Consider the following 23,831-nt stretch of genomic DNA (forward strand, 5'->3'; position numbering starts at 1 on the left):
CCCGGCGCCCCGTCCGCCGGTCAGTCCGCCGGTCAGTCCGCCAGCTCGACCAGGACCTCCAGCTCGACCGGCGCGTCGATCGGCAGCACCGCGACGCCCACCGCGCTGCGGGCGTGGACGCCCTTGTCGCCGAAGACCTCGCCGAACAGCTCGCTGGCGCCGTTGATCACCCCGGGCTGGCCGGTGAAGTCCGGAGCGGAGGCGACGAACCCGGTGACCTTGACGATCCGGGCGATCCGGTCCAGGTCGCCGGCGACGGACTTCACCGCCGCCAGGGCGTTCAGCGCGCAGGTCCGGGCGAGGTCCTTGGCCTCCTCCGCCGTCACCTCGGCGCCGACCTTCCCGCTCACCGGCAGCTTGCCGTCGACCAGCGGCAGCTGGCCGGAGGTCTGCACGTAGGAACCGGACCGTACGGCCGGGACGTACGCCGCCAGCGGGGCGGCCACCTCCGGCAGCGTCAGGCCCAGCTCCTCCAGACGCGCCTGGACGGAGCTCACTGCTTCTCCCGCTTGAGGTAGGCCACGAGCTGTTCGGGGTTCGGTCCCGGCACGACCTGGACCAGTTCCCAGCCGTCCTCGCCCCAGGTGTCCAGGATCTGCTTGGTCGCGTGCACGAGCAGCGGCACGGTGGCGTATTCCCATTTCCTCATGGGGGTGACCTTAGCCGCTCGCCCCACCGCCCCGGGGCCTCCCCCGCCCCCTCCCGCACCGCCATGGCCCATCCCCAGGCGTAGCCCGCCCGGCCGGTGGTTAGGCTCCGAAGGGTGAGCAGGCTCCATGTGGTGACCGGCAAGGGCGGGACCGGCAAGACGACGGTCGCCGCCGCACTCGCACTCGCGCTGGCGGAGGAGGGCAGGCGCGTCCTCCTGGTGGAAGTGGAGGGCAGGCAGGGCATCGCCCAGCTCTTCGAGACCGAGCCCCTCCCGTACGAGGAACGGAAGATCGCGGTCGGACCGGGCGGCGGCGAGGTGTACGCGCTCGCCGTCGACGCCGAGAAGGCCCTGCTGGACTACCTGCAGATGTTCTACAAGCTGGGCGGCGCCGGGCGGGCCCTGAAGAGGATGGGGGCGATCGACTTCGCCACCACCATCGCCCCGGGCGTGCGCGACGTCCTGCTCACCGGAAAGGTCTGCGAGGCGGTGCGCCGCCGTACCCGCAGCGGCGGCTTCGTCTACGACGCGGTCGTCATGGACGCGCCGCCCACCGGCCGGATAACGCGCTTCCTCGCCGTCAACGACCAGGTGGCCGGGCTGGCCCGGGTCGGTCCGATCCACAACCAGGCCCAGGCCGTGATGCGGGTCATCAAGTCGCCCGAGACCGCCGTGCACCTGGTGAGCCTGCTGGAGGAGATGCCCGTCCAGGAGACCGTGGACGGCGTCGCCGAACTGCGCGCGGCGGACCTGCCGGTGGGCCGCGTGTTCGTCAACATGACGCGCCCGGCGCTGCTGGACCGGGAGTCCGTACGGGCCGCCGAGGAGTCCCGCACCGAGATCGCCAAGGCGCTCTCCCGGGCGGGCCTGGGGGGCGCGCGGCGCGGCGGACGCGCGGAGCAGCTCGTCGGTCCGCTGCTCCGCCAGGCCCATGAGCATGCCGAGCGGGTGGCGCTGGAGGACGAGTTGCGCGCGGAGATAGCCGGGCTGGGACTGCCCGTGTACGAGTTGGAGCTCCTGCCCGAGGGCGCCGACCTGCCGGGCGTCTACCGGCTGGCCGGGGAGCTGCGGGAACAGGGGGTGGCGGAGTGACGGCGCGGACGGTGCGGACGGCCGACCCGGGAGGGGGGCTCGGCGAGCTGCCGGTGCTGGACGTCGATCCGCTGATCGACGACCCCGGGACCCGGATCGTGGTCTGCTGCGGCGCGGGCGGCGTCGGCAAGACGACGACGGCCGCGGCCCTGGGTGTGCGGGCGGCCGAGCGCGGCCGGAAGGTGGTCGTCCTCACCATCGACCCGGCGCGCCGGCTGGCCCAGTCGATGGGCCTGACCGAGCTGGACAACACGCCGCGCCGGGTGGAGGGCGTCGGCGAGGCGGCGGGCGGCGAACTCCACGCGATGATGCTGGACATGAAGCGGACCTTCGACGAGATCGTCGAGTCCCACGCCGATCCCCAGCGGGCCCGCGCCATCCTGGAGAACCCCTTCTACCAGTCGCTGTCGGCGGGGTTCGCGGGGACGCAGGAGTACATGGCGATGGAGAAGCTGGGCCAGCTCCGCGCCGAGGACGAGTGGGACCTCATCGTCGTCGACACCCCGCCGAGCAGGTCCGCGCTGGACTTCCTGGACGCGCCCAAGCGCCTGGGGTCGTTCCTGGACGGCAGGTTCATCAGGCTGCTGACGGCCCCCGCGAAGGTCGGCGGCCGGGCGGGGCTGAAGTTCGTGAACCTGGGGGTCTCCGGACTCTCGCTCTTCACCGGTCTGCTCAACAAGCTGCTGGGCACGGGGCTGCTCCGCGACATGCAGACGTTCGTGGCGGCGATGGACACGATGTTCGGCGGTTTCCGCGCCCGCGCCGACGCCACGTACCGGCTGCTCCAGGCCCCGGGTACGGCGTTCCTGGTGGTGGCGGCGCCGGAGCGGGACGCGCTGCGCGAGGCGGCGTACTTCGTCGAGCGGCTGGCCGCGGACCGGATGCCGCTGGCCGGCCTGGTGCTGAACCGGATGCACGGCAGCGAGGCCGCCCACCTCGGCGCGGAGCGGGCGCTGGCCGCCGCGGAGAATCTTGAAGACGAGGGCATTGTCGATCATCACACCGGGAAGGGTGGTGGAGGACGCACTTCGCGGTCCGCCTCCGACGACGGCTCCCCCGCCGGCGCCTCCCCCGAGGACTTTCCCGAGGAACTCCGCGAAGGCTCCGTGAACGGCTCCCCCACGACGGCCGAGCGGCTGGCCTCCGGGCTGCTGAGGCTGCACGCCGAACGCATGCACGTGCTCGCCCGTGAACGGCGCACGCTGGACCGCTTCGCCGCGCTGCACCCCGAGGTGCCGGTGGCGGAGGTCGCCGCGCTGCCCGGTGACGTCCACGACCTGGAGGGGTTGCGGGCGATCGGTGAACGGCTCGCGACGCAGCCCGCGCGCGAGCGCGAATGAGCGGACGCGCGCCCTGACACGGCGGGCGTCGCGCCCGAGCACACGTCAGGCTCCGAGCAACTCCGAGCACACGTCCGGACGCGGCGGCACGACCGTACGGACCCGACGGCCGGATGACGCGGCCGTCACGGTGCACCGGCGGCACGGCCGACGGCGTACCGGTCGGTGCCGACGCCGCCGTACCGGGTCCCGCTCCTCGGCGGGCCGGCCGCGGGCCGGGCCGCGAGTCGGTCCGGGGTCAGCCCGCCGCGGCGTAGTCGCCCTTGTACCGGCGGACCTCGTACCGCCGTCCGTCGACCTCCGCGGGCAGCAGACCCGCGCTGCGCTCGTACTCGGTGCGTGCGGTCTCCAGGAGCCGCCGCCAGGAGGTGACCGTCGGTCGGCGGCGCAGCAGCGCCCTCCGCTCCCGCTCGGTCATGCCGCCCCAGACGCCGAACTCCACGCGGTTGTCGAGGGCGTCGGCCAGGCACTCCGTACGCACCGGGCATCCGGTGCAGACCGCCTTGGCGCGGTTCTGGGCCGCCCCTTGTACGAACAGTTCATCCGGATCGGTAGTGCGGCAGGCCGCCTGCGCACTCCAGTCGGTTACCCAGCTCATGCCGGCGCCGTCCTCTCCCGAATCGAGGCTCCCCCACGGCGGCAACGGCATATTCACCGCTGCCAGTGCAGGACGTTACGGAAGGCGAGCAGGGCACAACACCCCCGACGGGCCCAATCTCAAATGGCCCGAACGGACTATGGGTAAGCCACAGATCACCCAACGGAGTGACCCGGGAACGAAACGGACTTACTTCTCGCAAGCGATGTTTTCGCCCGCCGTTCAATATCCCTTGGAAGGAAGTTTCCTGACACAAGGTTGCAATTCGGTCACATCTCAACACCCAATGGAGTGATCTGAGAGTTGACAAGGAACCGCACAGCCATGTCAGACGTGATACAGCGTAGGCGAACACATGCTCACCTGTCCGGCGATTGAGAACGTAGGCTGCCTGTATGGCTAACAAGCGCTCGGGTGGCGGGCTGACCGGGCCCCAACAAGCCGCCAAGTTCCTCGGCGTCAGCGTGCTCGCGGGAGCCGTGCTGGCGGGCCTCGCGCTGCCCGTCGCCGGGGGCCTCGGCCTCGCCGCCAAGGGGACGGTCGAGAGCTTCGACGAGATACCCATCGACTTCAAGCGTCCCCCGCTGAGCCAGAAGAACCGGATCCTCGACTCCGAGGGCAATCTGATCGCCACCGACTACTACCGCGACCGCACGGTGGTGCCGCTGGAGAAGATGGCCCCGGTCATGCGGAAGGCCATCGTCGCCATCGAGGACTCGCGGTTCTACGAGCACGGGGCGATCGACCTCAAGAGCGTGCTGCGCGCCCTCAACAAGAACGCCCAGCAGGGCGAGGTCGCCGAGGGCGGGTCCACCCTCACCCAGCAGTACGTCAAGAACGTCTTCGTGGAGCAGGCCGGCGACGACCAGAAGAAGGTCGCCGAGGCCACCCAGCAGACCCTCGGCCGCAAGATCCAGGAACTGAAGTACGCGATCAAGGTCGAGGAGGAGCTGAGCAAGGACCAGATCCTGGAGAACTACCTCAACATCACGTTCTTCGGGCAGCAGGCCTACGGAATCGAGGCCGCGGCACGGCGCTACTTCTCCAAGAACGCCGCCGACCTGGAGCTCCACGAGGCCGCCCTCCTCGCCGGCCTCGTCCAGTCCCCCACCTACTACGACCCGGTCAACTACCCCGACCGGGCCGTCAAGCGCCGCAACGTCGTGCTCAACCGGATGGCCGAGACGGGAGCAGCCTCGAAGGAGGACGTCGCGGCGGCCAAGAAGCAGGAGCTGGGCCTCAAGGTCAGCCGCCCCAGGAGCGGCTGCATCACCGCCACCGACAAGGCGGGCTTCTTCTGCGATTACGTCCGCCGGATCCTCCTGACCGACCCGGTCTTCGGCAAGACCGAGGAGGAGCGCAGGGAGCGCTGGAAGCAGGGCGGTCTGACGATCCGCACCACCCTCTCGCCCAAGGCGCAGAAGGCCGCCGCCGAGGCCGCCACCAGCAGGGTCTACAAGGACGACCCGGTGGCCGCCTCCGTGGTCCAGGTGGAGCCCGGCACCGGGAAGATCCTCTCGATGGCCCAGAGCCGCCCCTACGGCCTGGACAACAACAAGAACGAGACGCTCATCAACCTGGCGGTCGGCAGCGAGATGGGCGGCAGCACCTACGGCTTCCAGGTCGGCTCCACCTTCAAGCCGATCACGGCCGCCGCCGCCCTGGAGAAGGGCATCAGCCCCGCGCACTCCTACTCCAGCGGCTGGAAGACCCCGTTCAAGGAGAGCGACTTCACCACCTGTGAGGGCAAGCCCTACGGCAGCGGCGAGTGGTCCGTCCAGAACGAGCTGGAGTCCGAGGCCGGCACCTGGGACATGACCAGCGCGCTCGGGAAGTCGATCAACACCTACTTCGTCCACCTGGGGCAGAAGGCCGGCCTGTGCGACGTCGTGACCCTGGCGGAGAAGATGGGCATCGAACGCGGCACCGGCCAGCCGCTGGAGCGGAAGCCCGCCATCTTCCTGGGCGGCCAGAACATCAGCCCCCTGGACATGGCCGCCGCGTACGCCACCTTCGCCAACCGCGGCACCTACTGCTCCCCGGTCGCGATCGAGAAGGTCACGGACGCCGACGGCAAGCGGCTGCCGGTGCCCCGCACCACCTGCGACCGGGTGATGAAGGAGCACACCGCGGACAGCATCAACAAGATGCTCAAGGGCGTGGTCGAGGACGGCACCGGCACGCGGGCCGGTCTCTCCGACCGCGACAACGCGGGCAAGACCGGTACGACGGACGGCCGCAAGGACGCCTGGTTCGTCGGTTACACCCCGAACCTCTCCACCGCCGTGTGGGTCGGCGACGACATCGGCGAGCAGTCCGAGATGTACAACCTCACCATCGGCGGCCGGTACTACGACAAGGTCTGCGGCGGCTGCCTGCCCGGCCCCATCTGGAGGACGGCGATGACCGGGGCCCTGGCGGGCGAGCCGGCCGAGTCCTTCAACGACGTCCAGGTGCCGCGCGGCGACAGCGGCGAGGGCAAGGACCGGGACCGCGGCGGTGACGGCGACGACGACAAGCCGGGCGACGGCCGGCCCGGGTTCCGCCTGCCGGGCCTGCCGGACATCACCGTCCCGCCCGGCCTGATCAGCGGAGGCGGCGACGGGGACACCGGAGGCACCGCCACAGGCGGGGACACCGGCGGCACCTCGGCCGCTGGCACCTCGACCGGAGGCACCGCCACCGGAGGGGACACCGTCGGCGCCACCGCCGGAGGGCTCCCCAACGGGGGGAACGCCAACGGCGGCTGGCGCACCGAGGGCCAGGACGGCGGCTGGGGTCCGAGGTAGCCGGACGGATCCGAGGACACCGCGAAAGCACCGAAGGGGTGCCCCGCCGATCGCCGGCCGGGCACCCCTTCCCCGTTCTCGCGTGCCGCGGTCAGCCCGCCAGGCGCCTCTTGACGGCGGCGGCCACCCGGCTGCCCTCCGCCCGGCCCGCCACCTTCGGGTTCACGATCTTCATCACGGCGCCCATGGCCTTGGGCCCCTCGGCGCCTGCGGCCTTCGCCTCCGCCACGGCCTCGGCCACCAGCACGTCCAGCTCCTCGTCGGTGAGCTGCTGGGGCAGGTACTCGGCGAGCACCTCGCCCTCGGCCTTCTCCCGCTCGGCCTGCTCGGCACGCCCGCCCTTGGCGAAGGCGTCCGCCGCCTCCCGCCGCTTCTTGGCCTCACGGGCGATGATCTGCTCGACCTCCGCATCGGACAGCTCGCGGGCGGTCTCGCCCGCCACCTCCTCCTTCTGGATCGCGGTCAGCGTGAGGCGGAGGGTGGAGGAGCGCAGCTCGTCGCGCGCCTTGATCGCCGCGGTGAGGTCGTCCTTGAGCCGGGTCTTGAGCGTGGTCATGCCCGAAGTGTGCCAGGACGTACGGCCGAACGCCCACTGGATTGCGGGCCGCCGTCCCGTCCGCGGGCCGCCGGGGCATCTGCGACCATGTCCCCATGCTTGCGCGATACCCGCTCTCCCTCAGGATTCCCCTCGGCATCACGGCGGTAGGCGCGGCCTGCGTCGCCTACTCGGCGGGCATCGAGGCCCGCTCGTTCCGCCTCCGGCGCGTCACCGTCCCCGTCCTGCCGCACGGGATGAGGCCGCTGCGGCTGCTCCAGGTGTCCGACATCCACATGGTCGGCGGCCAGCGCAAGAAGCAGCGCTGGCTCCAGTCGCTGGCCGGGCTCCGCCCCGACTTCGTGATCAACACCGGCGACAACCTCTCCGATCCGGAGGCCGTCCCCGAGCTCCTGGACGCACTCGGCCCGCTGATGGAGTACCCCGGCGCGTACGTCTTCGGCTCCAACGACTACTACGGCCCCCGGCTGCGCAACCCCGCCCGCTACCTGGTGGAGAAGGCCACCGGCCGCCACGGACTCAACGGCAACCCGCCGGCCGTCGGCGCCGTTCACAACCCGTGGGAGGGCATGCGCGACACCTTCGACGCCGCGGGCTGGATCGGCCTGTCCAACACGCGCGGCCGCCTCAAGCTCGACAACGGCCGGGAGATCGCCCTCACCGGTCTGGACGACCCGCACATCAAGCGCGACCGCTACGAGGAGGTGGCCGGCGGCCCCGAGCCCGGCGCGGACCTCTCCCTCGCCGTGGTCCACGCCCCCTACCTGCGGGTCCTGGACGCCTTCACCGCCGACGGCTACCCGCTCATCCTGGCCGGCCACACCCACGGCGGCCAGCTCCGCGTGCCCTTCTACGGCGCCCTGGTCACCAACTGCGACCTGGACACCGACCGCGCCCGGGGCCTGTCCTTCCACCAGGCGGAGGGCCGCCGCTCCTACCTCCACGTCTCCGCGGGCTGCGGCGCCAACCGCTACACGCCGTTCCGCTTCGCCTGCCCCCCGGAGGCCACCCTCCTCACCCTGATCGAACGTCCCTGACCCCGGGGCCCGCCACCCCCTGCCGCACCGGGGAAACCGGATTTCGTCTCAGCGCGGGCGTGGGCTAAAGTAGTCCTCGTTGCAACGGGGTGTGGCGCAGCTTGGCAGCGCGCTTCGTTCGGGACGAAGAGGTCGTGGGTTCAAATCCCGCCACCCCGACGCAGGTCAGATGCCCTGCCGGAGAGATCCGGCAGGGCATCTGGTTTTCCGATGCCCGGTGGAGCGGCGGCGGTCGGCGGTACCGCCGTGCCGCGGAGCGCCCGGCCCGGGCGGGTGCCCGGGCCGGGTGTGCCCGGGTGTGGACGGCGCGGATCCCGTGCCCGCCTCGCCGGAGTGCGCGCCCAACCGCGCCGCGGGTCGGGCGGGTTGCCTTCCGTCCGGCGCGTGAGCTGCGGTCCCCGCGAGCCGAACAGCCGTCCTCCGGCAGCGTTCTGCCGGGTGCGGACGTCAAGTCGGGTGCGGCGGGGTTCTCGTGGGGGTGCCCTCTCCCCGGCCGTCCCCGTGTGCGGCCGGGGAGAGGGCGGGTCAGGGTGCCGGGGACGTGGTGTCGAGGCGGGCGAGGACCGTGCCGTCGGGGCCGTACACGGTGACCGTGGCCGAGGTCTCGTCGGGGCCGAGGCGGCCCGCGTCCACGTGGTACACGCCCCAGCCCGGGTCGTCCGGCAGGCTCACCAGGCCCGCCTCCCAGGTGCGGCCGGCCGCGGTCACCGTGATCCGTGCCGGTTCGGTGTCGGTGCGCCAGGCGCCGGTGTAGAGCACGCCGCGGTCCGGGGAGAAGCTGATGCCGCCGCTGAGGCTGTTGGGACGGATGCCGTCGCCGACGGCCTTCCTGGCTTGCCGGACGGATTCCCGGAAGCCCTCCGGGCTCCAGTCGACGACGTAGTTCTGCCGCCCCTCCGGCAGCAGCCCCAGCAGCGCGCCCTGGCCGATCTCCACCGGCTCGTACGGCCGCACCACCCGTACGCCCGGCACGGGTGCGGGCGGGGGCGAGGGCGCCGGGGACACGGTGGACGCCGCCGGGGGCGCGGCGGGTCCGGCGGGCGGGCCGGACGGCAGGAGCAGGGCGCCGGCGAGGCAGCCCAGGACGGCCGCGGCCGCCGTGCCCGCCAGGGCCCGGTGGCGCTGCCGTCTCCTGCGCCGCCCTTCACGCAGGACGGCGTCCACGGGCGGCGGGCCCGGACGCAGGGCGTCGGCCTCCCGTCGCAGGGCCTCCGCCAGGCGGGCGGTCTCCGCCGGCCGGCCGGTCTCGTGGTCCATCGGCGCCGTCCCCTCCCGTCCCGCTCGTGCGCCCCTCGCGTTCCGCGACCGGTGCCCGTTCACCGCCGTGCCCCCGCTCCGGACGGGGCAGGCGTCCTGCCGTCCCCCAGTCCCAGGACGGCGCCGTCGCGGCGCAGCTTCGCCAGGGCCCGGGCCGTGTGGCTCCTGACCGTGCCCACCCGGGTGCCGAGCACCTTCGCGACCTCGCTCTCGCTGCGGTCCTCCAGGAAGCGCAGGACCACCACCGCCCGCTGCCGTGCGGGGAGGCGTCCGAGGGCCTCCAGCAGCAGGCTGCGGTCGACGACCTGGTCCGTCCGGTCGGCGGCCTGCGAGTCCGGGAAGCGGGTGGTCGGCCACTCCCGGACCCGCAGGCCGCGGAGCCGGTCCACATTCGAGTTGATCATGATGCGCCAGACGTAGGCGTCCGGATCGTCGGCACGCTGCACACGCTCCCATCTGGTGTAGGCCTTGGCCAGGGCGGCCTGCACCAAGTCCTCGGCGTCGTGGTGGTTGCCGGTGAGGAGGTACGCGGTCCGGAGCATGCGCGGCCACCGGCCGGTCACGTACTCGCGGAAGTCCGCCTCCGCGCTCGTCTTCAAACGGGGCCTCGGTTCGCCGTGGGTCCGCCGCCGCGCCGGGCTCGGCGCCCGGCGCGGCAGCGTGCGTCCGTGGTCGGGGTGGGTGGGTCTACCGGGTGGGGAAGTCCATCACCAGGTCGTCGATGACGGTTCCGTCGGGCGCGTAGGCGGTGACGGTGACGGGGGCCTTCCGGGCGTCCGTGCGGCCCGCGTCCAGGTGGTAGGCGCCCCAGCCGGGGTTGCCGGGCAGGCGGAGGATCCCGGCGTCGAAGGTGCCGTCGGCGGTCCGGACGGTGATCCGGGCGGGCACGGTGTCCGAGCGCCAGGCGCCGGTGAACAGGCTGCCGCGCTCCGGCGAGTAGTGGAGGCCGCCGCTGAGGCTGTTGGGACGGATGTCGTCCCCGACGTACCCCTTCGCCCGCCGGACGGATTCCCGGAAGCCCTCCGGGCTCCAGTCGACGACGTAGTTCTGCCGCCCCTCCGGCAGCAGCCCCAGCAGCGCGCCCTGGCCGATCTCCACCGGCTCGTACGGCCGCACCACCCGCACGCCGGGCGCCGTGGCGGCCTCGGCCGGAGCGGCGTGGCTCCGGTCCTCGTGGACGGTGACGGCCGTGCGCTCCGGACCCCGGTCCCCGGCCTGCCCCCGTGCGAGGGCGGCGGTGCTTCCCAGTCCCGTCAGCACGGCGGCGGCGATCAAGGCCGCGGCGAGCCGCTGCTTGCCCATGTGTCTCTGTGTCCTCCGCGTCGTGGCGTGCGCGGTCGCACGCCGTCGGCCGGGGCCGGTCCGGGCGGCGCCCGGTGGCCCCTTTCGCTGTCACGACTCAGACGGGAGGAGGCGGCGGGATCTATGTCCGGCCGCCGGAGAAATCAGCGGGCGGTCTTCTCCGCGGTCTCCGGGGTCTCCGGGGACGCCTCCGGGCCGGAGATGCCGGGGACTCCGGAGGTTCCGGGGGCGTCGGGGGCCGGGGCGGGGTCCGGTTCGATGCCGAGGGCGAGGTCGCGGGCGATCTCCACCTCGCGGCGGAACAGCCGGTACCACATGAAGAGCGCGAAGCCGGCGAAGACGAACCACTGGGCGGTGTAGCCCAGGTTCTGGAAGGCCTTGACGTCCAGCCCGGAGCCCTCCGGCGTGGTCGGCGGCACCGCCTCCATCGGCTCCTGCGGCTCCTGGACGGCGATCCACACGTTGTGGACGTCGTAGGGCACCTCGTTGACGAGGGTGGCCGCGCTGATGATGCCGAGCTGCCCGTCCGGCAGGGCTCCGGCGCGGGCGCCCTGGGAGCTCTGGCTCTCGGGCGCCTGGAGCACGCCGGTCACGGTCACCTCGCCGTCCGGCGCCTCGGGCACCCGGGAGGGGTCCGCCTTCCCGGGCAGCCAGCCGCGGACGACGGGGAGGGCCGGGTCGCCGTCGATGCGCAGCATGGACAGGACGTAGAAGCCGTCGCGGTCGCCGATGCCGCGCCCCGGCACCAGGAACTCGTGGTCGTCGTAGCGGCCGGTGGCCCGGGCCGGTTCCCCGACGGTGTCCTCGGTGAGGGGCAGCAGGTCGTCCAGGGGCCGGGTCTCGGCGTCCGAGATCCCGTCGACGGTGCGTTCCCGCCGGTCCTGGTGCGAGTCCACGCGGTCCTCGAAGCGGCCGAGCTGCCAGCTCCCCATGAAGACGCAGACGGGAATCGACAGCAGCAGGAAGAGGTTGATCGCCCACCAGCGCGGGGTCAGCAGGAACCGGTACACGCCCTCAACGGTACGGCGGCGCCCCGGGCCCGTCCCACTCGCCCCCTCCACCCGGTGCGTCCGGCCCCCGGCCGTTCCGTCCGGCCGGCCCCGGGCGTCCCGGCCCTCTGCCGGGCGGGACGCGCCGGGGCCGCGCCGGCCGGATCACTCGGACGGGAGGGGGCCGGTGCGGTACACCGTCCCCGCGCAGGCGTTCGCGATCTGGACGTTGCCCAGCCGGGGCTCCCCGGCCGCCGGTACGTAGCGGAGGATCACCGCGGGCGAGGCGGTGCCGCCCGTGCCGCCGGGGGTGTCGTACCCGAGCTGGGGGCTGACCTCGTTGCCGGGTTCCGGCACGGTGTCGCCGTCCTCGCCGCTGCTGGGGCTGCCGCCGCCTCCCCCGGTGTCGCCGCCTCCGCCGGCGCCGCCGTCACCGCCGGTGCCGGGGGTGTCGCCGCCTCCGCCGGTGGTGGTGTCGCCGCCGGTGCCGGGGGTCGTGACCGGGTCGGGCGCCCGGCACCCGGTGGTGCCGCCCCCCTCGCTCGGCACCCAGGCGAACCGCACCACGTACGCCTGTCCCGGCGCCAGGATGATCGAGGCGGGTTCGGTCGCCGGGTCGGGCAGCAGGGACGCCCTGTCCCCGGGGGTGTGGTGGACGACGCTGACGCCGGAGGGGTCGGCTCCGCCCGAGGTGGTCGCGCTGACCGTGTCGGGGCCCTCGACGCGGCAGGGGGCGTCCGAGACGTTGACGATCCGGAACGATCCGTACACCTGGCCGCCGGCGTCGGCGGGGCCCACCTGGGAACCGCCGTCGCCGAGCTGGGAGCGCAGGCAGCTGGGCGAGGTGGGGCCGAGGGTGTCGTTGGCGTCGGGGCCGGCCGGGCGGTCGGTCCCGGAGGAGTCCCGGGGCTTCTCCGGGCCGTTCGCGCCGCCGTCCTCCCCGGACCGCCGGCCTGATTCGCGGCCGGCGGCGCCGGAGCCGTCGCCGCCGCCCTCGGTCGCCCTCTCGTGGTGGCTGCTGGCGGTGTTGGCGGTGTCGCCGTCCAGGACCCGGGAGACCACGTCGCTCTGTGTCAGGACGGGAGTGGCGATGCCGACGACCAGGGCTGCCGCGACCGCGCCGATCCGCATCTGCCGGCGGCGGGCGCGGCGGGCGGGCACGGCCCGGTGGAGGCGGTCGAGGGCGTCGGGGGACGGCTCGACCTCCCGCACCACGTCGCGCATCAGCAGCCGCAGGGCCTGCTCGTCCACGCCCAGCGGGTCCGGACCGGTATCCCCTTCGGGGTCGTCCCGCTCGGCCGGCTCGCGCCCGGGCGTGTCCGCCCCGCGGTCGCCGTGCGGGTCGCGGTCGCCGTGCGGGTCGCGCCGTTCCTCGTTCTGCCTGTCGCCGCTCATACGGGTGCCTCCATGGCGACGCGCAGGGCCGCGATGCCCCGCGAACCGTAGGCCTTCACCGAACCCAGCGATATGCCGAGCGCCTCGGCCACCTGGGCCTCGGTCATGTCCGCGAAGTACCGCAGGACGAGTACCTCGCGCTGGCGGCGCTGGAGCTTGCGCAGCGCCCTCTTCAGCTCGTCCTGCTCGATGCGCGCGTACGCGCCCTCCTCCGCGCTGGCCATGTCGGGCATCGGCTTGGAGAGCAGCTTGAGCCCGAGGATGCGCCGGCGCAGCGTGGAGCGGGAGAGGTTGACGACGGTCTGCCGCAGGTACGCCAGCGTCTTCTCGGGTTCCCGCACGCGGCTGCGCGCCGAGTGCACACGGATGAACGCCTCCTGGACGACGTCCTCGCAGGAGGCGGTGTCGTCGAGCAGCAGGGCGGCGAGTCCGAGCAGGGAACGGTAGTGGGCGCGGTAGGTCTCGGTGAGGTGGTCGACTGTGGTGCCCGCTGCCATGGCGTCGTCAGCGTCCCTCGGCTGCGCGGGGATCGATGCCTGCCGGGACGCCGACCAGGGGGCGATCACCGGCACACCTCTGTCCGGCGTGCCGCCACGCCCGGGTGCCCGTACGGGCGCTGTCGCGATTCCGAGTGCCTCTGCCACGCCTGTTGGACACGCTGCCCCCCGTCAGGGTTGTACGCGCGGGCCATCGTTCTTGACGACGTGCCGAAGGGCCACATGCGTACCACCTCTTCCTCTGCGCCGCCGTGTGGGCGTCATCGAGCTCCGGCAGTGGAAAAGAGACGCCAGCGCCCGGGTCTTGGTTCCGGGACACGCGGAGGCAAAATCCTCACGCAGGAGTTCGGCCGGGATCAAGGGATTACGGGGACCGACTTCATCACAAGTCCTTCACGATGCGTGAGCGACCTGCGGCGTTCCCCCTCGGGGCGGATGCTTTGCGGTGGTTCGCCCCGTTCGCTCCCGGGTCCGGCCGGTCCTGTCCCTCTTCCGTGCCCGTCCGGCGCGGAGGCGGTTCAGGAGCGGAGGCGGTTCAGGGCCGGTTCGCGGTGAGTTCGGCGGCGATCAGCTCGCCGATCTGCGCGGTGTTGAGCGCGGCGCCCTTGCGCAGGTTGTCGCCGCACACGAACAGCTCCAGTTCCCGCGGGTCGTCCAGCGAGCGCCTGATCCTCCCCACCCAGGCCGGATCGGTCCCGACGGCGTCGGCGGGGGTGGGGAACTCCCCGGCGGCCGGGTCGTCGCACACCACCACGCCCGGCGCGTTCGCCAGGATCTCGTGCGCCTTCTCCACCGAGACCTCGTTCTCGAAGCGGGCGTGCACGGCCAGCGAGTGGGTGGTGATCACGGGGACGTGGACGCAGGTGGCGGTGACGCGCAGGCGCGGCAGGCCCAGGACCTTCCGCGACTCCTCGCGGACCCTCAGCTCCTCCGTCGTCCAGCCGTCCTCCGCCGGCGTCCCGGCGAAGGGCACCACGTTGAGCGCGATGGGCGCCGGGTAGGGGCCGGTGTCGCCCACCGTCCGCCTCAGGTCGCCGGGCTGGATGCCCGCCTCGGTGCCGGCGACGGCGGCGAGCTGCTCGCGCAGGGTGCCCACGCCCCGCCTGCCGGAGGCGGAGGCGGCCTGGTAGGAGGCGACGACCAGCTCCTCCAGCCCCCACTCCGCGTGGAGGGCGCCCAGCGCGACGATCATCGGCAGGGCGGTGCAGCCGGGGCCCGCGACGATGCCGCGCGGACGGACCCGTGCGGCGTGGGCGTTCACCTCGGGCACCACCAGCGGGACGTCCGGGTCCGTCCGGAACGCGGCGGAGCCGTCCACCACCACCGCGCCCTTGGACACCGCCACGGGCGCCCACCGGGCCGAGACCTCGTCGGGCACGTGGAACACGGCGACGTCGGCCCCGTCGAAGACCTCCTCGTCCAGGGCCAGGACCTCGGTCTTCTCGCCGCGCACGGTCAGTTTGCGGCCCGCCGAGCGCGGCGAGGCGGCGAGGCGGATCTCGCCCCAGACGTCCGCGCGCTCGGAGAGCAGCCCCAGCAGCACGGCTCCGGCGGCGCCGGTCGCGCCGACGACGGCCAGCGTGGGCCGGTCGGCGCGGCCGGCGCCGGTACGGGGGAGACCCCCGCCGGGGCTCATCGCCCGGTGCCTCCGTAGACGACCGCCTCGTCGCTCTCGCTGTCCAGGCCGAACGCGGTGTGCACGGCCCGGACCGCCTCGTTGACGTCGTCCTTGCGGGTCACGACCGAGATGCGGATCTCGGAGGTGGAGATCAGCTCGATGTTGACCCCGGCGCCCGACAGCGCCTCGAAGAAGGTCGCGGTGACGCCCGGGTTGGTCTTCATTCCCGCGCCGACCAGCGAGATCTTGGCGATCTGGTCGTCGTAGCGCAGGGAGTCGAAACCGATGGAGCCCTTGGTCTTCTCCAGGGCCTCGATGGCGCCGCGCCCGTCGTCCTTGGGGAGGGTGAAGGAGATGTCGGTCAGACCGGTGGACGCCGCGGAGACGTTCTGCACCACCATGTCGATGTTCAGCTCGGCGTCCGCGAGCACACGGAAGATCTTCGCGGCCTCGCCCGGCTTGTCCGGCACCCCGACGACCGTGATCTTGGCCTGGGACGTGTCGTGCGCGACGCCCGAGATGATCGCCTGCTCCATCGGCTGGTCCCCTTGCGGTTCGTTGCTGACCCACGTGCCCCGCAGCCCGGAGAAGGACGAGCGGACGTGGATCGGGATGTTGTAACGGCGTGCGTACTCGACGCAGCGGTGCAGCAGCACCTTGGAACCGGAGCTGGCCAGTTCCAGCATGTCCTCGAACGAGATCCAGTCGATCTTGCGGGCCTTCTTCACGACCCGCGGGTCGGCGGTGAAGACGCCGTCCACGTCGGTGTAGATCTCGCAGACCTCGGCGTTCAGCGCGGCGGCCAGCGCCACCGCGGTGGTGTCCGAGCCTCCCCGGCCCAGGGTGGTGATGTCCTTCTTGTCCTGCGAGACGCCCTGGAAGCCGGCGACGATGGCGATGTTGCCCTCGTCCAGCGCGGTCTGGATCCGGCCCGGCGTGACGTCGATGATGCGGGCCCTGTTGTGGACGGAGTCGGTGATGACGCCGGCCTGGCTGCCGGTGAACGACTGCGCCTCGTGGCCCAGGGCTTTGATCGCCATCGCCAGCAGGGCCATGGAGATCCGCTCTCCGGCGGTCAGCAGCATGTCGAACTCGCGCCCCGACGCGATCGGGGACACCTCTCCCGCGAGGTCGATCAGCTCGTCCGTCGTGTCGCCCATCGCGGAAACCACGACGACCACCTGGTGGCCGTTCTTCTTGGCTTCGACGACTCGCTTGGCGACGCGCTTGATGCCCTCGGCATCGGCAACGGAGGAGCCGCCGTACTTCTGCACGACAAGGCCCACGTGCGCTCCTCGAACTTTCGTCTTCCGCGGGCCCCGTCCGGGAACCCACCGGTCAGTTCAGTCTAACGAGCAGGCCTTCCCGACCCCGCCCTTACCACATCGTGAGACACCTTTCTCACGGGCAGTGTGGCGCAGCGCCCCGTCGCACCGGCTCAGCGACGACCCCTGCCCGGTCGTACGCCCTTCACACGGAAGTGTCGGGCAGGTCACACCTCCCGCGCGGACGGCGGCGGAAGGAGGCTCTCCGCGCACGGACGGCCGCGCACCGTTTCCCCGTCACCCGAACGGAGGCGGGTGCGCCGCCTCCGGTGGACGCCCGTGGGGGCGCGTGCGTCGATGGACGGTGGGACCCGAGGCCGTTCGGGTGCCCGCGGTGGCGGCGCCACTGCGCTCACCGGCCTCCGGCCGGGCCCCGTCCGCCGGAGGAACGGGTCGGGAACCGTCGGAGAAACCAGCAGGAAGGCACAGGACACATGCGCAAGATCGTCACAGCCACAGCGGCAGCCGTCGTCCTCGCCCTCGCCCCGGCGACGTCGGCGGTGGCCCAGTCCCCGGCCGACTCGGCCGCCTCGCCCGTACCGGCGGCGACGGCGACCCTCGCCCAGGAGAACCAGGAGGACGAAGGCGGCGGCAACGGCGGGCTGTGGGGCCTGCTCGGGCTCCTCGGTCTGCTCGGCCTGATTCCCCGGAAGCAGAAGGAGCGCCACACCGCCGGCTACCAGTCGGGGGGCGGCAGGATGTGAGCCGCGGTCCCGCCACGCGTCCCGCCGGTCCGGCCCGGAACCGGTTCCTGGCCGGACCACCGCCGGTGGACGGAGTGCCGCCCACCGGGGACGCGGACGGGCCCGGGGCACGCACCCGGCCCCGCCGCCGCTCCCGTGAGCACCGGCCCCGCCGCACCGCCGGCCGGCCCCCTCACCCATCACCCATCACCCGCACGAACGAGCGCGTGCCCGCCGACCGCACCGGACGACGGGCGCATGGCCGTGCCCTGCCGCGGGTACAGCGAACACCTCAAAAGCGTCAGAGAGTGACGAGAGGCAGGAATGCGATGAAACACGCGGCGCGCACGGCGCTGGTCCTCGCGGGTGCCGGGGCCGGTGCCGCGGCCCTGCGCAAGCTCGCCTCCCCGCCGTCGGACGCGCGGAGCGGCGAGCGGTGGATGGCGGTCACCGTCAACTGTCCGCCGACGGACGTGCTGCCCGAGGGCAGGCCTCCGCGGCCCCTGGACGAGTTCGGCGACGCCCTGGAGATCACCGTGCGGCCCGCCCCCGGCGACCGCGGCACCGAGCTGGCGGCTCGGTTGCGCGGGGGCGTCTCGCCGACCGAGACCTCCCTGCCGTCCCGGCTGGCCGGCAAGGACCCGCGCCAGGAGGTGCGGCGTGCCCTGCGCGAGGCCAAGTCCCTGCTGGAGACCGGCGAGGTGATGCAGCCCGACGCGCCGCCCACCTCGCGGGAGGAGACCGTCGGCGGCAGGCTCGTCGGGCTGGCGTCCCGGCGCGCCGGAGGGGAGGGCGTGCTGTGAGGGCCGTGTGCTGGGAGGGCGTCAACAAGCTGTCCGTCGAGCAGATCCCCGACCCGGAGATCCGCAACGACCAGGACGTCGTCGTGCGGCTGCTGGCGGGCACCACCTGCGGTTCCGACCTCCATCTGATCGGCGGTTACATTCCGGCGATGAAGGCCGGGGACGTGATCGGACACGAGTTCGTCGGCGAGGTCGTCGAGGTCGGTTCGGGAGTCCGCCGCCACAAGGCCGGCGACCGGGTCGTGGTGAGCTCCTTCATCGGCTGCGGCCGCTGCTGGTACTGCCGGAACGACCTGTGGTCGCTGTGCGACAACACCAACACCAATCCCGGTTTCGGCCAGGCGCTGTTCGGCTACGAGACCGCGGGGATCTTCGGCTACTCGCACGCCATGGGCGGCATCCGCGGCAGCCACGCCGAGTACGTCCGCGTGCCCTTCGCCGACTACGGGGCCTTCACCGTCCCCGAGGGCGTGGACGACGTCAGCGCGCTGTTCGCCTCCGACTCCGTCCCCACCGGCTGGATGGGCGCCGACCTGGGCGGGGTGAAGCCCGGCGACGTGGTGGCGGTGTGGGGGTGCGGCGCGGTCGGGCAGATGGCGGCGCGGGCGGCGATCCTGCTGGGCGCCGAGCGCGTCATCTGCGTGGACCGCATCCCCGAGCGGCTGGCGATGACCGAGGAGCACATCGGCGCCGAGGTGATCGACTACACCACCACCGACGTCGCCGCCGAACTGCGGGAGCGCACCGGGGGCCGGGGTCCCGACGTGTGCATCGAGGCCGTCGGCATGGAGGCCCACAGCACCGGACCGGACTACCTGTACGACCAGGTCAAGCAGCAGCTCCGGCTCCAGACGGACCGTCCCACCGCCGTGCGCCAGGCCATCCACGCCTGCCGCAAGGGCGGTTCGGTCTTCGTCCTGGGCGTCTTCGGCGGAGCGGTCGACAAGTTCCCGCTGGGCATGGTGGTCAACAAGGGCCTGACCCTGCGCGGCGCCCAGCAGCACGGCCAGCGGTACATCCCGATGCTGCTGGACCGCATCGCGAAGGGCGAGATCAGCACCGCCCACCTGGCCACCCACACCATGTCCCTGGACGACGCGCCCCAGGGCTACGACATGTTCAAGCACAAGAAGGACGGCTGCGTGCGGGCGGTCTTCCGTCCGTAGCGCCCCTTCGGGCGCCAGGACGTACGGGTCACGCGCCCGTGCGCGAGGGCAGCGGCCCCGGAAGCCCCGGCTCGGCGGCTTCCGGGGCGTCCGCCGTCATGAGGGCCGCCGTCGCGGGGGCCGCTGTTGCGGGGGCCGCCGCAGGGGCCGTGACGACGGGCGGCCGGACGGCCCGCGTCCTCCTGCCGGCCAGCCGGCAGCCCAGGCACTCACCGTGGCCCGTCATGGGATCCTTGACCCGCCAGTCCCACTGGTCCGCCGGGCGGGGGCCGCTCGGCTTGCCCCAACCCGTCAGGTGCAGCACCCAGGTGACCAGTCCGCCGGCGACGACCACCGCCAGACCGAGCCCGATGCCCAGGGGCCAGGCCGCGCACAGGGCGGCTCCCGCCCCGGCGAACCCGATCAGCGCGACGGTGGTGCCCGTCCACCCGGCGACGGTGTGACCCATGTCGTAGTTGCCGTGCAGGCCGCTCATGGCTCTCCTCGGTGGTCCGGCGGAAAGTAGCTTAGCTCGCTTACTAATTATCTTAGATGCTAAGGAGAATGTGGATGGAGGGCAAGGCCCGCCCCGAGGCGACGGCCGAGCAGGCACTGGCCGCCATGGACCGGCTCATCGCGCTCAGCCTGGTGGGGCAGCACGACATCGCCCAGCGGCTGGGGATGAACGTCACCGACCTGACCTGCTTCGGCCACATCCTCGGAGCGGCGGAGGAGGGCCGCCCCCTCTTCGCCAGGGACCTCGCGGCTCTCGCGAACCTCACCAGCGGCGCGGTCACCGGCGTCCTCGACCGCTTGGAGCGGGCCGGGTACGCCCGCCGGGAGCCGGACCCGGGGGACCGCCGGCGCGTCCGGATCGTCCCCGAGGAGTCCGCCGTCGAACGCGCCATGACGGTGTACGGGCCCTTCTACCAGGGCCTTTCGGAGCTGTTCGCCGACTACACGCCGGACGAGGTCGCCGTGCTCAACGACTGGTTCACCCGTGCCACCGAGCTGATGCGGAAGCATCTGGAGGAGATCCGGCAGGGCGTCGCCGGCTGACCGGAGCCAGCCGTTCCGGCTGCGGCCGGAAAAAGTCCGGGAAAAGTCGTCGCCGGATGTCGAGGGCGCGTTCCCGGCTCCGACCCATGGGTGACGGCGCGCCGGCGGAGCGCGCGAGGCAAGGGGAGGACACCCGAGATGAAGTACCTGCTGATGGTCTACGGCAACCAGGAGAAGTGGGACTCCTGCCCCGCCGAGGAGTGGCCCGGGATCGTCGCCAGGCAGGAGGCGTTCAACGCCAGGTACCGCGGGACCGGCGAACTCCTGGGCGCCTACGGCCTGGCCGACGCCGCCGCCGCCAGGCTGGTGCGGCGCGGCGGGGACGGCGCCCCGGCCGTCACCGACGGGCCGTACCTGGAGACCAAGGAGTACATGGCCAGCTTCTACCTGCTGGACTGCGAGAGCGAGGAACGCGCCCTGGAGATCGCGGCGGACATGCCCCTCGCCGGCACCGACCCGGTCGAGGTGTGGCCGATCCTCCACGAGTCCGCGGGGGACGTGTGAGCGCGGCCCCCACGGCGGACCGCCGCGTCGAGGACCTGCTGCGCGAGCTGGCGCCGCGGGTCCTCGGCGCGCTCGTCCGCCGCCACGGCGACTTCGACACCTGCGAGGACGCCGTCCAGGAGGCCCTCCTCGCCGCCGCCCTCCAGTGGCCGGACGAGGGGGTACCGGACAACCCCGGGGGCTGGCTGCTCACCGTCGCCTCCCGCAGGGTGGTGGACCGGATCCGCGGCGAGCGGGCGCGGCGGCTGCGCGAGGAGCGCATCGCCCTGGCCACCCCGCAGTCCGAACTCCTCGCCCGGCCCGCCGACACCGTCCCCGAGACGGACCGGGACGACTCCCTCGTCCTGCTCTTCCTCTGCTGCCACCCGGCACTGTCCGCTCCGAGCCGCGTCGCCCTGACCCTCCGCGCCGTCGGCGGCCTGACCACCGCACAGATCGCCGCGGCCTTCCTGGTCCCGGAGGCGACGATGGCGCAGAGGATCAGCCGGGCCAAACAGACCATCAGGAAGTCCGGCGTCCCCTTCGCCATGCCGGAGCCCGCCGACCGCGCCGAACGGCTGGACGCGGTGCTGCACGTCCTCTACCTCGTCTTCAACGAGGGCTACACCGCCACCGGCGGCCCCGACCTCACCGCTCCCGAGCTCTCCGCGGAGGCCGTCCGCCTCACCCGCATGCTGCACCGCCTGCTGCCCGACGACACCGAGGTGGCGGGACTGCTGGCCCTGATGCTCCTCACCGACGCCCGCCGCCCCGCCCGCACCGGGCCCGGCGGCGAACTCGTCCCCCTCGCCGAACAGGACCGCGGCCTGTGGAACCGCGACCTCATCGCCGAGGGAACCGCGCTCCTCGGCCGCACCCTGCCCCGCGGCCGGGTCGGCCCCTACCAGCTCCAGGCCGCCATCGCCGCCGTCCACGACGAGGCCGACCGCGTCGAGGCCACGGACTGGGCGCAGATCCTCGGCCTGTACGGCCTGCTGGAGCAGGTCGCTCCGGGCCCGGTGGTCACCCTCAACCGCGCGGTCGCCGTCGCCATGGTGCACGGGCCGGCCGCCGGGCTGGAACTGCTGGACGAGCTGGAGTCCGACAAGCGCATGGCCCGCCACCACCGCCTGTTCGCCACCCGCGCCCACCTGCTGGAGCTCATCGGCGACCACGGCGGCGCGGCCGACGCCTACCGGGAGGCGGCCCGCCGCACCGCCAGCGCGCCCGAGCGCCGCCACCTCACCGCACGCGCTGCCCGTCTGGACGCGGCGTACCGCGGCGCGTGACCGGGTCCTCCGGCGGGCGCCGGGGCCCGGCCCGCGCGGCATGCCCGGCCCGCACGGCACGCCAACTCCGTTACACAGGAGGGTGATCGGCGAACGACTGATCAACTCTTCGCGCTTCCGGGCGAAGAAGCCGTCCCTCCCCGGCCCCTCCCCGACACGTCGCACGGTACGTCCCGCGGCGGCGGGCGGCCGCACCGGACGACCGCCGCCCACCGGGGGCCGGAAGCCCCGTTCGCCCAACTCCCGCTGCGTACAGCCCGCTTCCCGGCCGCCCCCACCGCGGGGAAGCGGCCGTCCGGAAGGGCCGCTTCCGTCCCCGCCGCCCCGTCCGGCCCCGGGTGCGGCCCAACTCCCCCTATACCAGGAGATGTACGTCCTGTGCTCCGGATCTGGCGAGCCCGGCCGACATCCACCACTCTTTGTGTCGGTCCGGAAACACTCGGCACAAACAGGAGGTCAGTCCATGGGCACGGACAGGCGGCACGCCGGCGGCGAGCGGCTCACGGTCGCGGAGGAGGCCGCGGACGAACTGCGGAAGGCACTGCACGGCGTGGGCGTCACCCTGCCGTCGCTCCGCGTCGACCTCGTCTCGTACGCGGGCGAGGTGACCGATCCGCCGCTGGTGGAGCTGGGACGCTGCACGCCCGACACGGCACTGCGCCTGGCCGAGGCCCTCACCCGGGCCGGCCGGAACCCCGGGGACGAGGGACGGTAGCGCCGCCGGGGATCCGCTCCCCGGTGTTCCCGCACGGCCCTCGGGCCGACCCGGCGGCCTTCCGCGCGCCGCGCCCGTCCCCCTCGTGCCGCCGTCTCCGCGGCGGCTCCGGGTGCGGCCGCCCGGGTAGGTTCACACCATGTGGAGGACGGGGAAGCCGCTGGGCTCCGGTCGCAGCGCGGACGTGTACGCGATCGACGACCACTGGGTACTGCGGCGTCACCGGAACGGTCTCGACGCCACCGCCGAGGCGGCCGTGATGACCCACCTGGCGGAACACGGCTGTCCGGTGCCGGACGTCCGGCTCACCGTCGACGGCCGTCCGCTTCCCCGAACGGACCTGGTGATGCGACGGCTGTACGGCCCGTCCATGCTCCAGGCCCTGGTACAGGGCACGATCACGGCGACGGAGGCGGGAAGGATCCTCGCCGGACTGCTGAAGCGGCTCCACACGGTACCGGCGCGGACCTCCACCGACCCCTCCCACCGGATCCTCCACCTCGACCTGCACCCGGACAACGTGATGCTCACACCGGACGGGCCCATGGTGATCGACTGGAGCAACGCCGACGAGGGGCCGCCGGCGCTGGACTGGGCGATGTCGGCGCTGATCATCGCCCAGGTCGCCGAGAGCGGGCCGTTCGAGGGGGCCGGGGCGGAGGACGTCCGCGAGGTGCTCGCCTCCCTCCTCCGCCACCGGGCCCCGGCGATCACCCTGGACGGTTCCGGCACCGGGCACCTCGCCCTGGCCAGGGCCCGCCGGGCCGCCGACCCGGCCATGAGCGAGGCCGAGACGGCCGTCCTGGGCCCCGCCGTCACGCTGGTCCTCGGCCTCCTGGCCGCCGAGGAGGCTCAGGGCCAGTCGACCAGGGAGAGGAACGCCAGGTAGAGCAGGACCACGGAGCACGGTGCGAGGAGGGAGGCGGTCTTCCGCCAGGGGGTGTCGTGCTTCTTCCCCGCCAGGCCCCAGCCCAGGAGAAGCAGGGCCGGCGGAATCAGGAGTCCGTACCGGAAGACGGCGAACCCGGTCTCGAAGCTGGGCTGGAACCTCGCGTTCTGCGCATCGTCACAGGAGTCGCAGGCCATCGGGGAGAGCGCGACGAAGAAGAAGGCGACGTAGGCCAGCAGAAGGGTCACGAGCGTGGACACGAGCGGCGCGACCCACAGACGCGGAGCCCGGACACCCGGGGTGTTTTCAGCCATGTCGTCA

At 73.1% G+C, this 23,831-nt stretch carries 26 protein-coding genes and 1 tRNA gene; 13 read left to right on the plus strand and 14 right to left on the minus strand.

The annotated features are described in order from the left end of the window. Positions 1–32: 32 nt before the first annotated feature. Both ABD358_RS00600 and sp36 read right to left on the minus strand, forming a co-directional pair. On the minus strand, positions 33–497 hold the full coding sequence (locus ABD358_RS00600; protein WP_344628769.1) for a RidA family protein: 465 nt from the start codon (positions 495–497) through the stop codon (positions 33–35). Continuing rightward, a complete protein-coding gene (gene sp36, locus ABD358_RS00605) occupies positions 494–649 on the minus strand; it encodes a Sp36 family protein (protein ID WP_344628770.1) in 156 nt (51 codons plus the stop codon). The genes ABD358_RS00600 and sp36 overlap by 4 nt, the downstream gene beginning before the upstream one ends. Before the next feature lie 114 nt (positions 650–763). Between sp36 and bagA the strand changes: the two genes are divergently transcribed. Continuing rightward, positions 764–1,741, plus strand: coding sequence for an ATPase BagA (bagA, locus tag ABD358_RS00610; RefSeq protein ID WP_344628771.1), 978 nt, complete (start codon positions 764–766; stop codon positions 1,739–1,741). Further along, entirely contained in the window at positions 1,738–3,081 is a 1,344-nt protein-coding gene (bagB, locus tag ABD358_RS00615) for an ATPase BagB (RefSeq protein ID WP_425576203.1), read from the plus strand. The genes bagA and bagB overlap by 4 nt, the downstream gene beginning before the upstream one ends. A 238-nt stretch (positions 3,082–3,319) precedes the next feature. Here the strand turns inward: bagB and ABD358_RS00620 are convergent, their stop codons facing one another. Continuing rightward, positions 3,320–3,679, minus strand: coding sequence for a WhiB family transcriptional regulator (locus tag ABD358_RS00620; RefSeq protein ID WP_344628772.1), 360 nt, complete (start codon positions 3,677–3,679; stop codon positions 3,320–3,322). A gap of 395 nt (positions 3,680–4,074) precedes the next feature. Between ABD358_RS00620 and ABD358_RS00625 the strand changes: the two genes are divergently transcribed. Beyond that, complete coding sequence (locus tag ABD358_RS00625) at positions 4,075–6,468, plus strand: transglycosylase domain-containing protein (protein ID WP_344628773.1); 2,394 nt, start codon at positions 4,075–4,077, stop codon at positions 6,466–6,468. A 91-nt stretch (positions 6,469–6,559) separates the two neighbouring features. Here the strand turns inward: ABD358_RS00625 and ABD358_RS00630 are convergent, their stop codons facing one another. Next, positions 6,560–7,024 (minus strand): GatB/YqeY domain-containing protein, encoded by a 465-nt coding sequence (locus ABD358_RS00630; protein ID WP_344628774.1) that lies wholly within the window; start codon positions 7,022–7,024, stop codon positions 6,560–6,562. Between the two features lie 95 nt (positions 7,025–7,119). On the opposite strand from ABD358_RS00630, the gene ABD358_RS00635 reads away from it, so the two are divergent. Further along, the gene (locus tag ABD358_RS00635; protein ID WP_344628775.1) at positions 7,120–8,061 is read left to right on the plus strand and encodes a metallophosphoesterase; all 942 of its coding nucleotides are present in this window, start codon (positions 7,120–7,122) and stop codon (positions 8,059–8,061) included. Positions 8,062–8,146: 85 nt separating this feature from the next. Continuing rightward, a tRNA-Pro gene (locus ABD358_RS00640) sits at positions 8,147–8,220 on the plus strand. Between the two features lie 366 nt (positions 8,221–8,586). Here ABD358_RS00640 and ABD358_RS00645 read toward each other — a convergent pair. The 8 genes from ABD358_RS00645 to ABD358_RS00680 all read right to left on the minus strand — a co-directional run bounded on the left by ABD358_RS00645 (position 8,587) and on the right by ABD358_RS00680 (position 16,405). Next, entirely contained in the window at positions 8,587–9,318 is a 732-nt protein-coding gene (locus ABD358_RS00645) for a hypothetical protein (protein WP_344628776.1), read from the minus strand. Positions 9,319–9,377: 59 nt separating this feature from the next. Next, positions 9,378–9,917, minus strand: a complete 540-nt coding sequence (locus ABD358_RS00650) for a SigE family RNA polymerase sigma factor (protein WP_344628777.1) — start codon at positions 9,915–9,917, stop codon at positions 9,378–9,380. Between the two features lie 88 nt (positions 9,918–10,005). Further along, entirely contained in the window at positions 10,006–10,620 is a 615-nt protein-coding gene (locus ABD358_RS00655; protein ID WP_344628778.1) for a hypothetical protein, read from the minus strand. 143 nt (positions 10,621–10,763) lie between these two features. Next, positions 10,764–11,630 (minus strand): SURF1 family protein, encoded by an 867-nt coding sequence (locus ABD358_RS00660; protein WP_344628779.1) that lies wholly within the window; start codon positions 11,628–11,630, stop codon positions 10,764–10,766. A 144-nt stretch (positions 11,631–11,774) separates the two neighbouring features. Then, positions 11,775–13,004, minus strand: a complete 1,230-nt coding sequence (locus tag ABD358_RS00665) for a hypothetical protein (protein ID WP_344628780.1) — start codon at positions 13,002–13,004, stop codon at positions 11,775–11,777. Further along, entirely contained in the window at positions 13,001–13,576 is a 576-nt protein-coding gene (locus ABD358_RS00670) for a SigE family RNA polymerase sigma factor (RefSeq protein WP_344628781.1), read from the minus strand. Before ABD358_RS00670 ends, ABD358_RS00665 begins: the two co-directional genes overlap by 4 nt. Positions 13,577–14,036: 460 nt before the next feature. Then, entirely contained in the window at positions 14,037–15,137 is a 1,101-nt protein-coding gene (locus tag ABD358_RS00675) for an aspartate-semialdehyde dehydrogenase (RefSeq protein ID WP_344628782.1), read from the minus strand. Continuing rightward, positions 15,134–16,405, minus strand: coding sequence for an aspartate kinase (locus tag ABD358_RS00680; protein ID WP_344628783.1), 1,272 nt, complete (start codon positions 16,403–16,405; stop codon positions 15,134–15,136). The genes ABD358_RS00675 and ABD358_RS00680 overlap by 4 nt, the downstream gene beginning before the upstream one ends. Positions 16,406–16,878: 473 nt before the next feature. Here ABD358_RS00680 and ABD358_RS00685 point away from each other — a divergent pair, with 473 nt between their 5' ends. From ABD358_RS00685 to ABD358_RS00695, 3 genes are all read left to right on the plus strand, one after another. Continuing rightward, a complete protein-coding gene (locus ABD358_RS00685; protein WP_344628784.1) occupies positions 16,879–17,148 on the plus strand; it encodes a WGxxGxxG family protein in 270 nt (89 codons plus the stop codon). Positions 17,149–17,456: 308 nt separating this feature from the next. After that, positions 17,457–17,930 (plus strand): hypothetical protein, encoded by a 474-nt coding sequence (locus ABD358_RS00690; protein ID WP_344628785.1) that lies wholly within the window; start codon positions 17,457–17,459, stop codon positions 17,928–17,930. Then, the gene (locus ABD358_RS00695) at positions 17,927–19,096 is read left to right on the plus strand and encodes a zinc-dependent alcohol dehydrogenase (protein ID WP_344628786.1); all 1,170 of its coding nucleotides are present in this window, start codon (positions 17,927–17,929) and stop codon (positions 19,094–19,096) included. Before ABD358_RS00690 ends, ABD358_RS00695 begins: the two co-directional genes overlap by 4 nt. A 28-nt stretch (positions 19,097–19,124) precedes the next feature. Here ABD358_RS00695 and ABD358_RS00700 read toward each other — a convergent pair whose 3' ends face one another. Next, entirely contained in the window at positions 19,125–19,571 is a 447-nt protein-coding gene (locus ABD358_RS00700; RefSeq protein ID WP_344628787.1) for an HGxxPAAW family protein, read from the minus strand. A 74-nt stretch (positions 19,572–19,645) separates the two neighbouring features. Here ABD358_RS00700 and ABD358_RS00705 point away from each other — a divergent pair, with 74 nt between their 5' ends. The 5 genes from ABD358_RS00705 (at position 19,646) to ABD358_RS00725 (ending at position 23,510) form a co-directional block, all read left to right on the plus strand. Beyond that, positions 19,646–20,134 carry a MarR family winged helix-turn-helix transcriptional regulator gene (locus tag ABD358_RS00705; RefSeq protein ID WP_344628788.1) on the plus strand — a complete coding sequence of 163 codons (489 nt, stop codon included), beginning with the start codon at positions 19,646–19,648 and terminating at the stop codon, positions 20,132–20,134. A gap of 138 nt (positions 20,135–20,272) precedes the next feature. Continuing rightward, complete coding sequence (locus ABD358_RS00710; protein WP_344628789.1) at positions 20,273–20,638, plus strand: YciI family protein; 366 nt, start codon at positions 20,273–20,275, stop codon at positions 20,636–20,638. Further along, positions 20,635–21,906: an RNA polymerase sigma factor gene (locus ABD358_RS00715; RefSeq protein ID WP_344628790.1), complete on the plus strand. Its 1,272-nt coding sequence runs from the start codon at positions 20,635–20,637 to the stop codon at positions 21,904–21,906. Before ABD358_RS00710 ends, ABD358_RS00715 begins: the two co-directional genes overlap by 4 nt. A gap of 463 nt (positions 21,907–22,369) precedes the next feature. Further along, positions 22,370–22,621 (plus strand): hypothetical protein, encoded by a 252-nt coding sequence (locus ABD358_RS00720; protein WP_344628791.1) that lies wholly within the window; start codon positions 22,370–22,372, stop codon positions 22,619–22,621. 139 nt (positions 22,622–22,760) lie between these two features. Next, the gene (locus ABD358_RS00725; RefSeq protein WP_344628792.1) at positions 22,761–23,510 is read left to right on the plus strand and encodes a phosphotransferase; all 750 of its coding nucleotides are present in this window, start codon (positions 22,761–22,763) and stop codon (positions 23,508–23,510) included. On the opposite strand, the gene ABD358_RS00730 is transcribed toward ABD358_RS00725, so the two are convergent. After that, positions 23,474–23,824, minus strand: coding sequence for a hypothetical protein (locus ABD358_RS00730; RefSeq protein WP_344628793.1), 351 nt, complete (start codon positions 23,822–23,824; stop codon positions 23,474–23,476). The genes ABD358_RS00725 and ABD358_RS00730 overlap by 37 nt on opposite strands. Positions 23,825–23,831 lie beyond the last annotated feature (7 nt).

This window comes from Streptomyces glaucosporus, assembly GCF_039533345.1.
GTDB classification, from domain to species: Bacteria; Actinomycetota; Actinomycetes; order Streptomycetales; family Streptomycetaceae; genus Streptomyces; species Streptomyces glaucosporus.

Excerpts from the sequence above, each read along its gene's own strand:
- sp36 (WP_344628770.1), bottom strand. The coding sequence starts at position 649 with ATGAGGAAATGGGAATACGCCACCGTGCCGCTGCTCGTGCACGCGACC.
- ABD358_RS00620 (WP_344628772.1), bottom strand. The coding sequence starts at position 3,679 with ATGAGCTGGGTAACCGACTGGAGTGCGCAGGCGGCCTGCCGCACTACC.
- ABD358_RS00625 (WP_344628773.1), top strand. The coding sequence starts at position 4,075 with ATGGCTAACAAGCGCTCGGGTGGCGGGCTGACCGGGCCCCAACAAGCC.
- ABD358_RS00630 (WP_344628774.1), bottom strand. The coding sequence starts at position 7,024 with ATGACCACGCTCAAGACCCGGCTCAAGGACGACCTCACCGCGGCGATC.
- ABD358_RS00635 (WP_344628775.1), top strand. The coding sequence starts at position 7,120 with ATGCTTGCGCGATACCCGCTCTCCCTCAGGATTCCCCTCGGCATCACG.
- ABD358_RS00645 (WP_344628776.1), bottom strand. The coding sequence starts at position 9,318 with ATGGACCACGAGACCGGCCGGCCGGCGGAGACCGCCCGCCTGGCGGAG.
- ABD358_RS00655 (WP_344628778.1), bottom strand. The coding sequence starts at position 10,620 with ATGGGCAAGCAGCGGCTCGCCGCGGCCTTGATCGCCGCCGCCGTGCTG.
- ABD358_RS00665 (WP_344628780.1), bottom strand. The coding sequence starts at position 13,004 with ATGAGCGGCGACAGGCAGAACGAGGAACGGCGCGACCCGCACGGCGAC.
- ABD358_RS00675 (WP_344628782.1), bottom strand. The coding sequence starts at position 15,137 with ATGAGCCCCGGCGGGGGTCTCCCCCGTACCGGCGCCGGCCGCGCCGAC.
- ABD358_RS00685 (WP_344628784.1), top strand. The coding sequence starts at position 16,879 with ATGCGCAAGATCGTCACAGCCACAGCGGCAGCCGTCGTCCTCGCCCTC.
- ABD358_RS00690 (WP_344628785.1), top strand. The coding sequence starts at position 17,457 with ATGAAACACGCGGCGCGCACGGCGCTGGTCCTCGCGGGTGCCGGGGCC.
- ABD358_RS00700 (WP_344628787.1), bottom strand. The coding sequence starts at position 19,571 with ATGAGCGGCCTGCACGGCAACTACGACATGGGTCACACCGTCGCCGGG.
- ABD358_RS00705 (WP_344628788.1), top strand. The coding sequence starts at position 19,646 with ATGGAGGGCAAGGCCCGCCCCGAGGCGACGGCCGAGCAGGCACTGGCC.
- ABD358_RS00710 (WP_344628789.1), top strand. The coding sequence starts at position 20,273 with ATGAAGTACCTGCTGATGGTCTACGGCAACCAGGAGAAGTGGGACTCC.
- ABD358_RS00720 (WP_344628791.1), top strand. The coding sequence starts at position 22,370 with ATGGGCACGGACAGGCGGCACGCCGGCGGCGAGCGGCTCACGGTCGCG.
- ABD358_RS00725 (WP_344628792.1), top strand. The coding sequence starts at position 22,761 with ATGTGGAGGACGGGGAAGCCGCTGGGCTCCGGTCGCAGCGCGGACGTG.
- ABD358_RS00730 (WP_344628793.1), bottom strand. The coding sequence starts at position 23,824 with ATGGCTGAAAACACCCCGGGTGTCCGGGCTCCGCGTCTGTGGGTCGCG.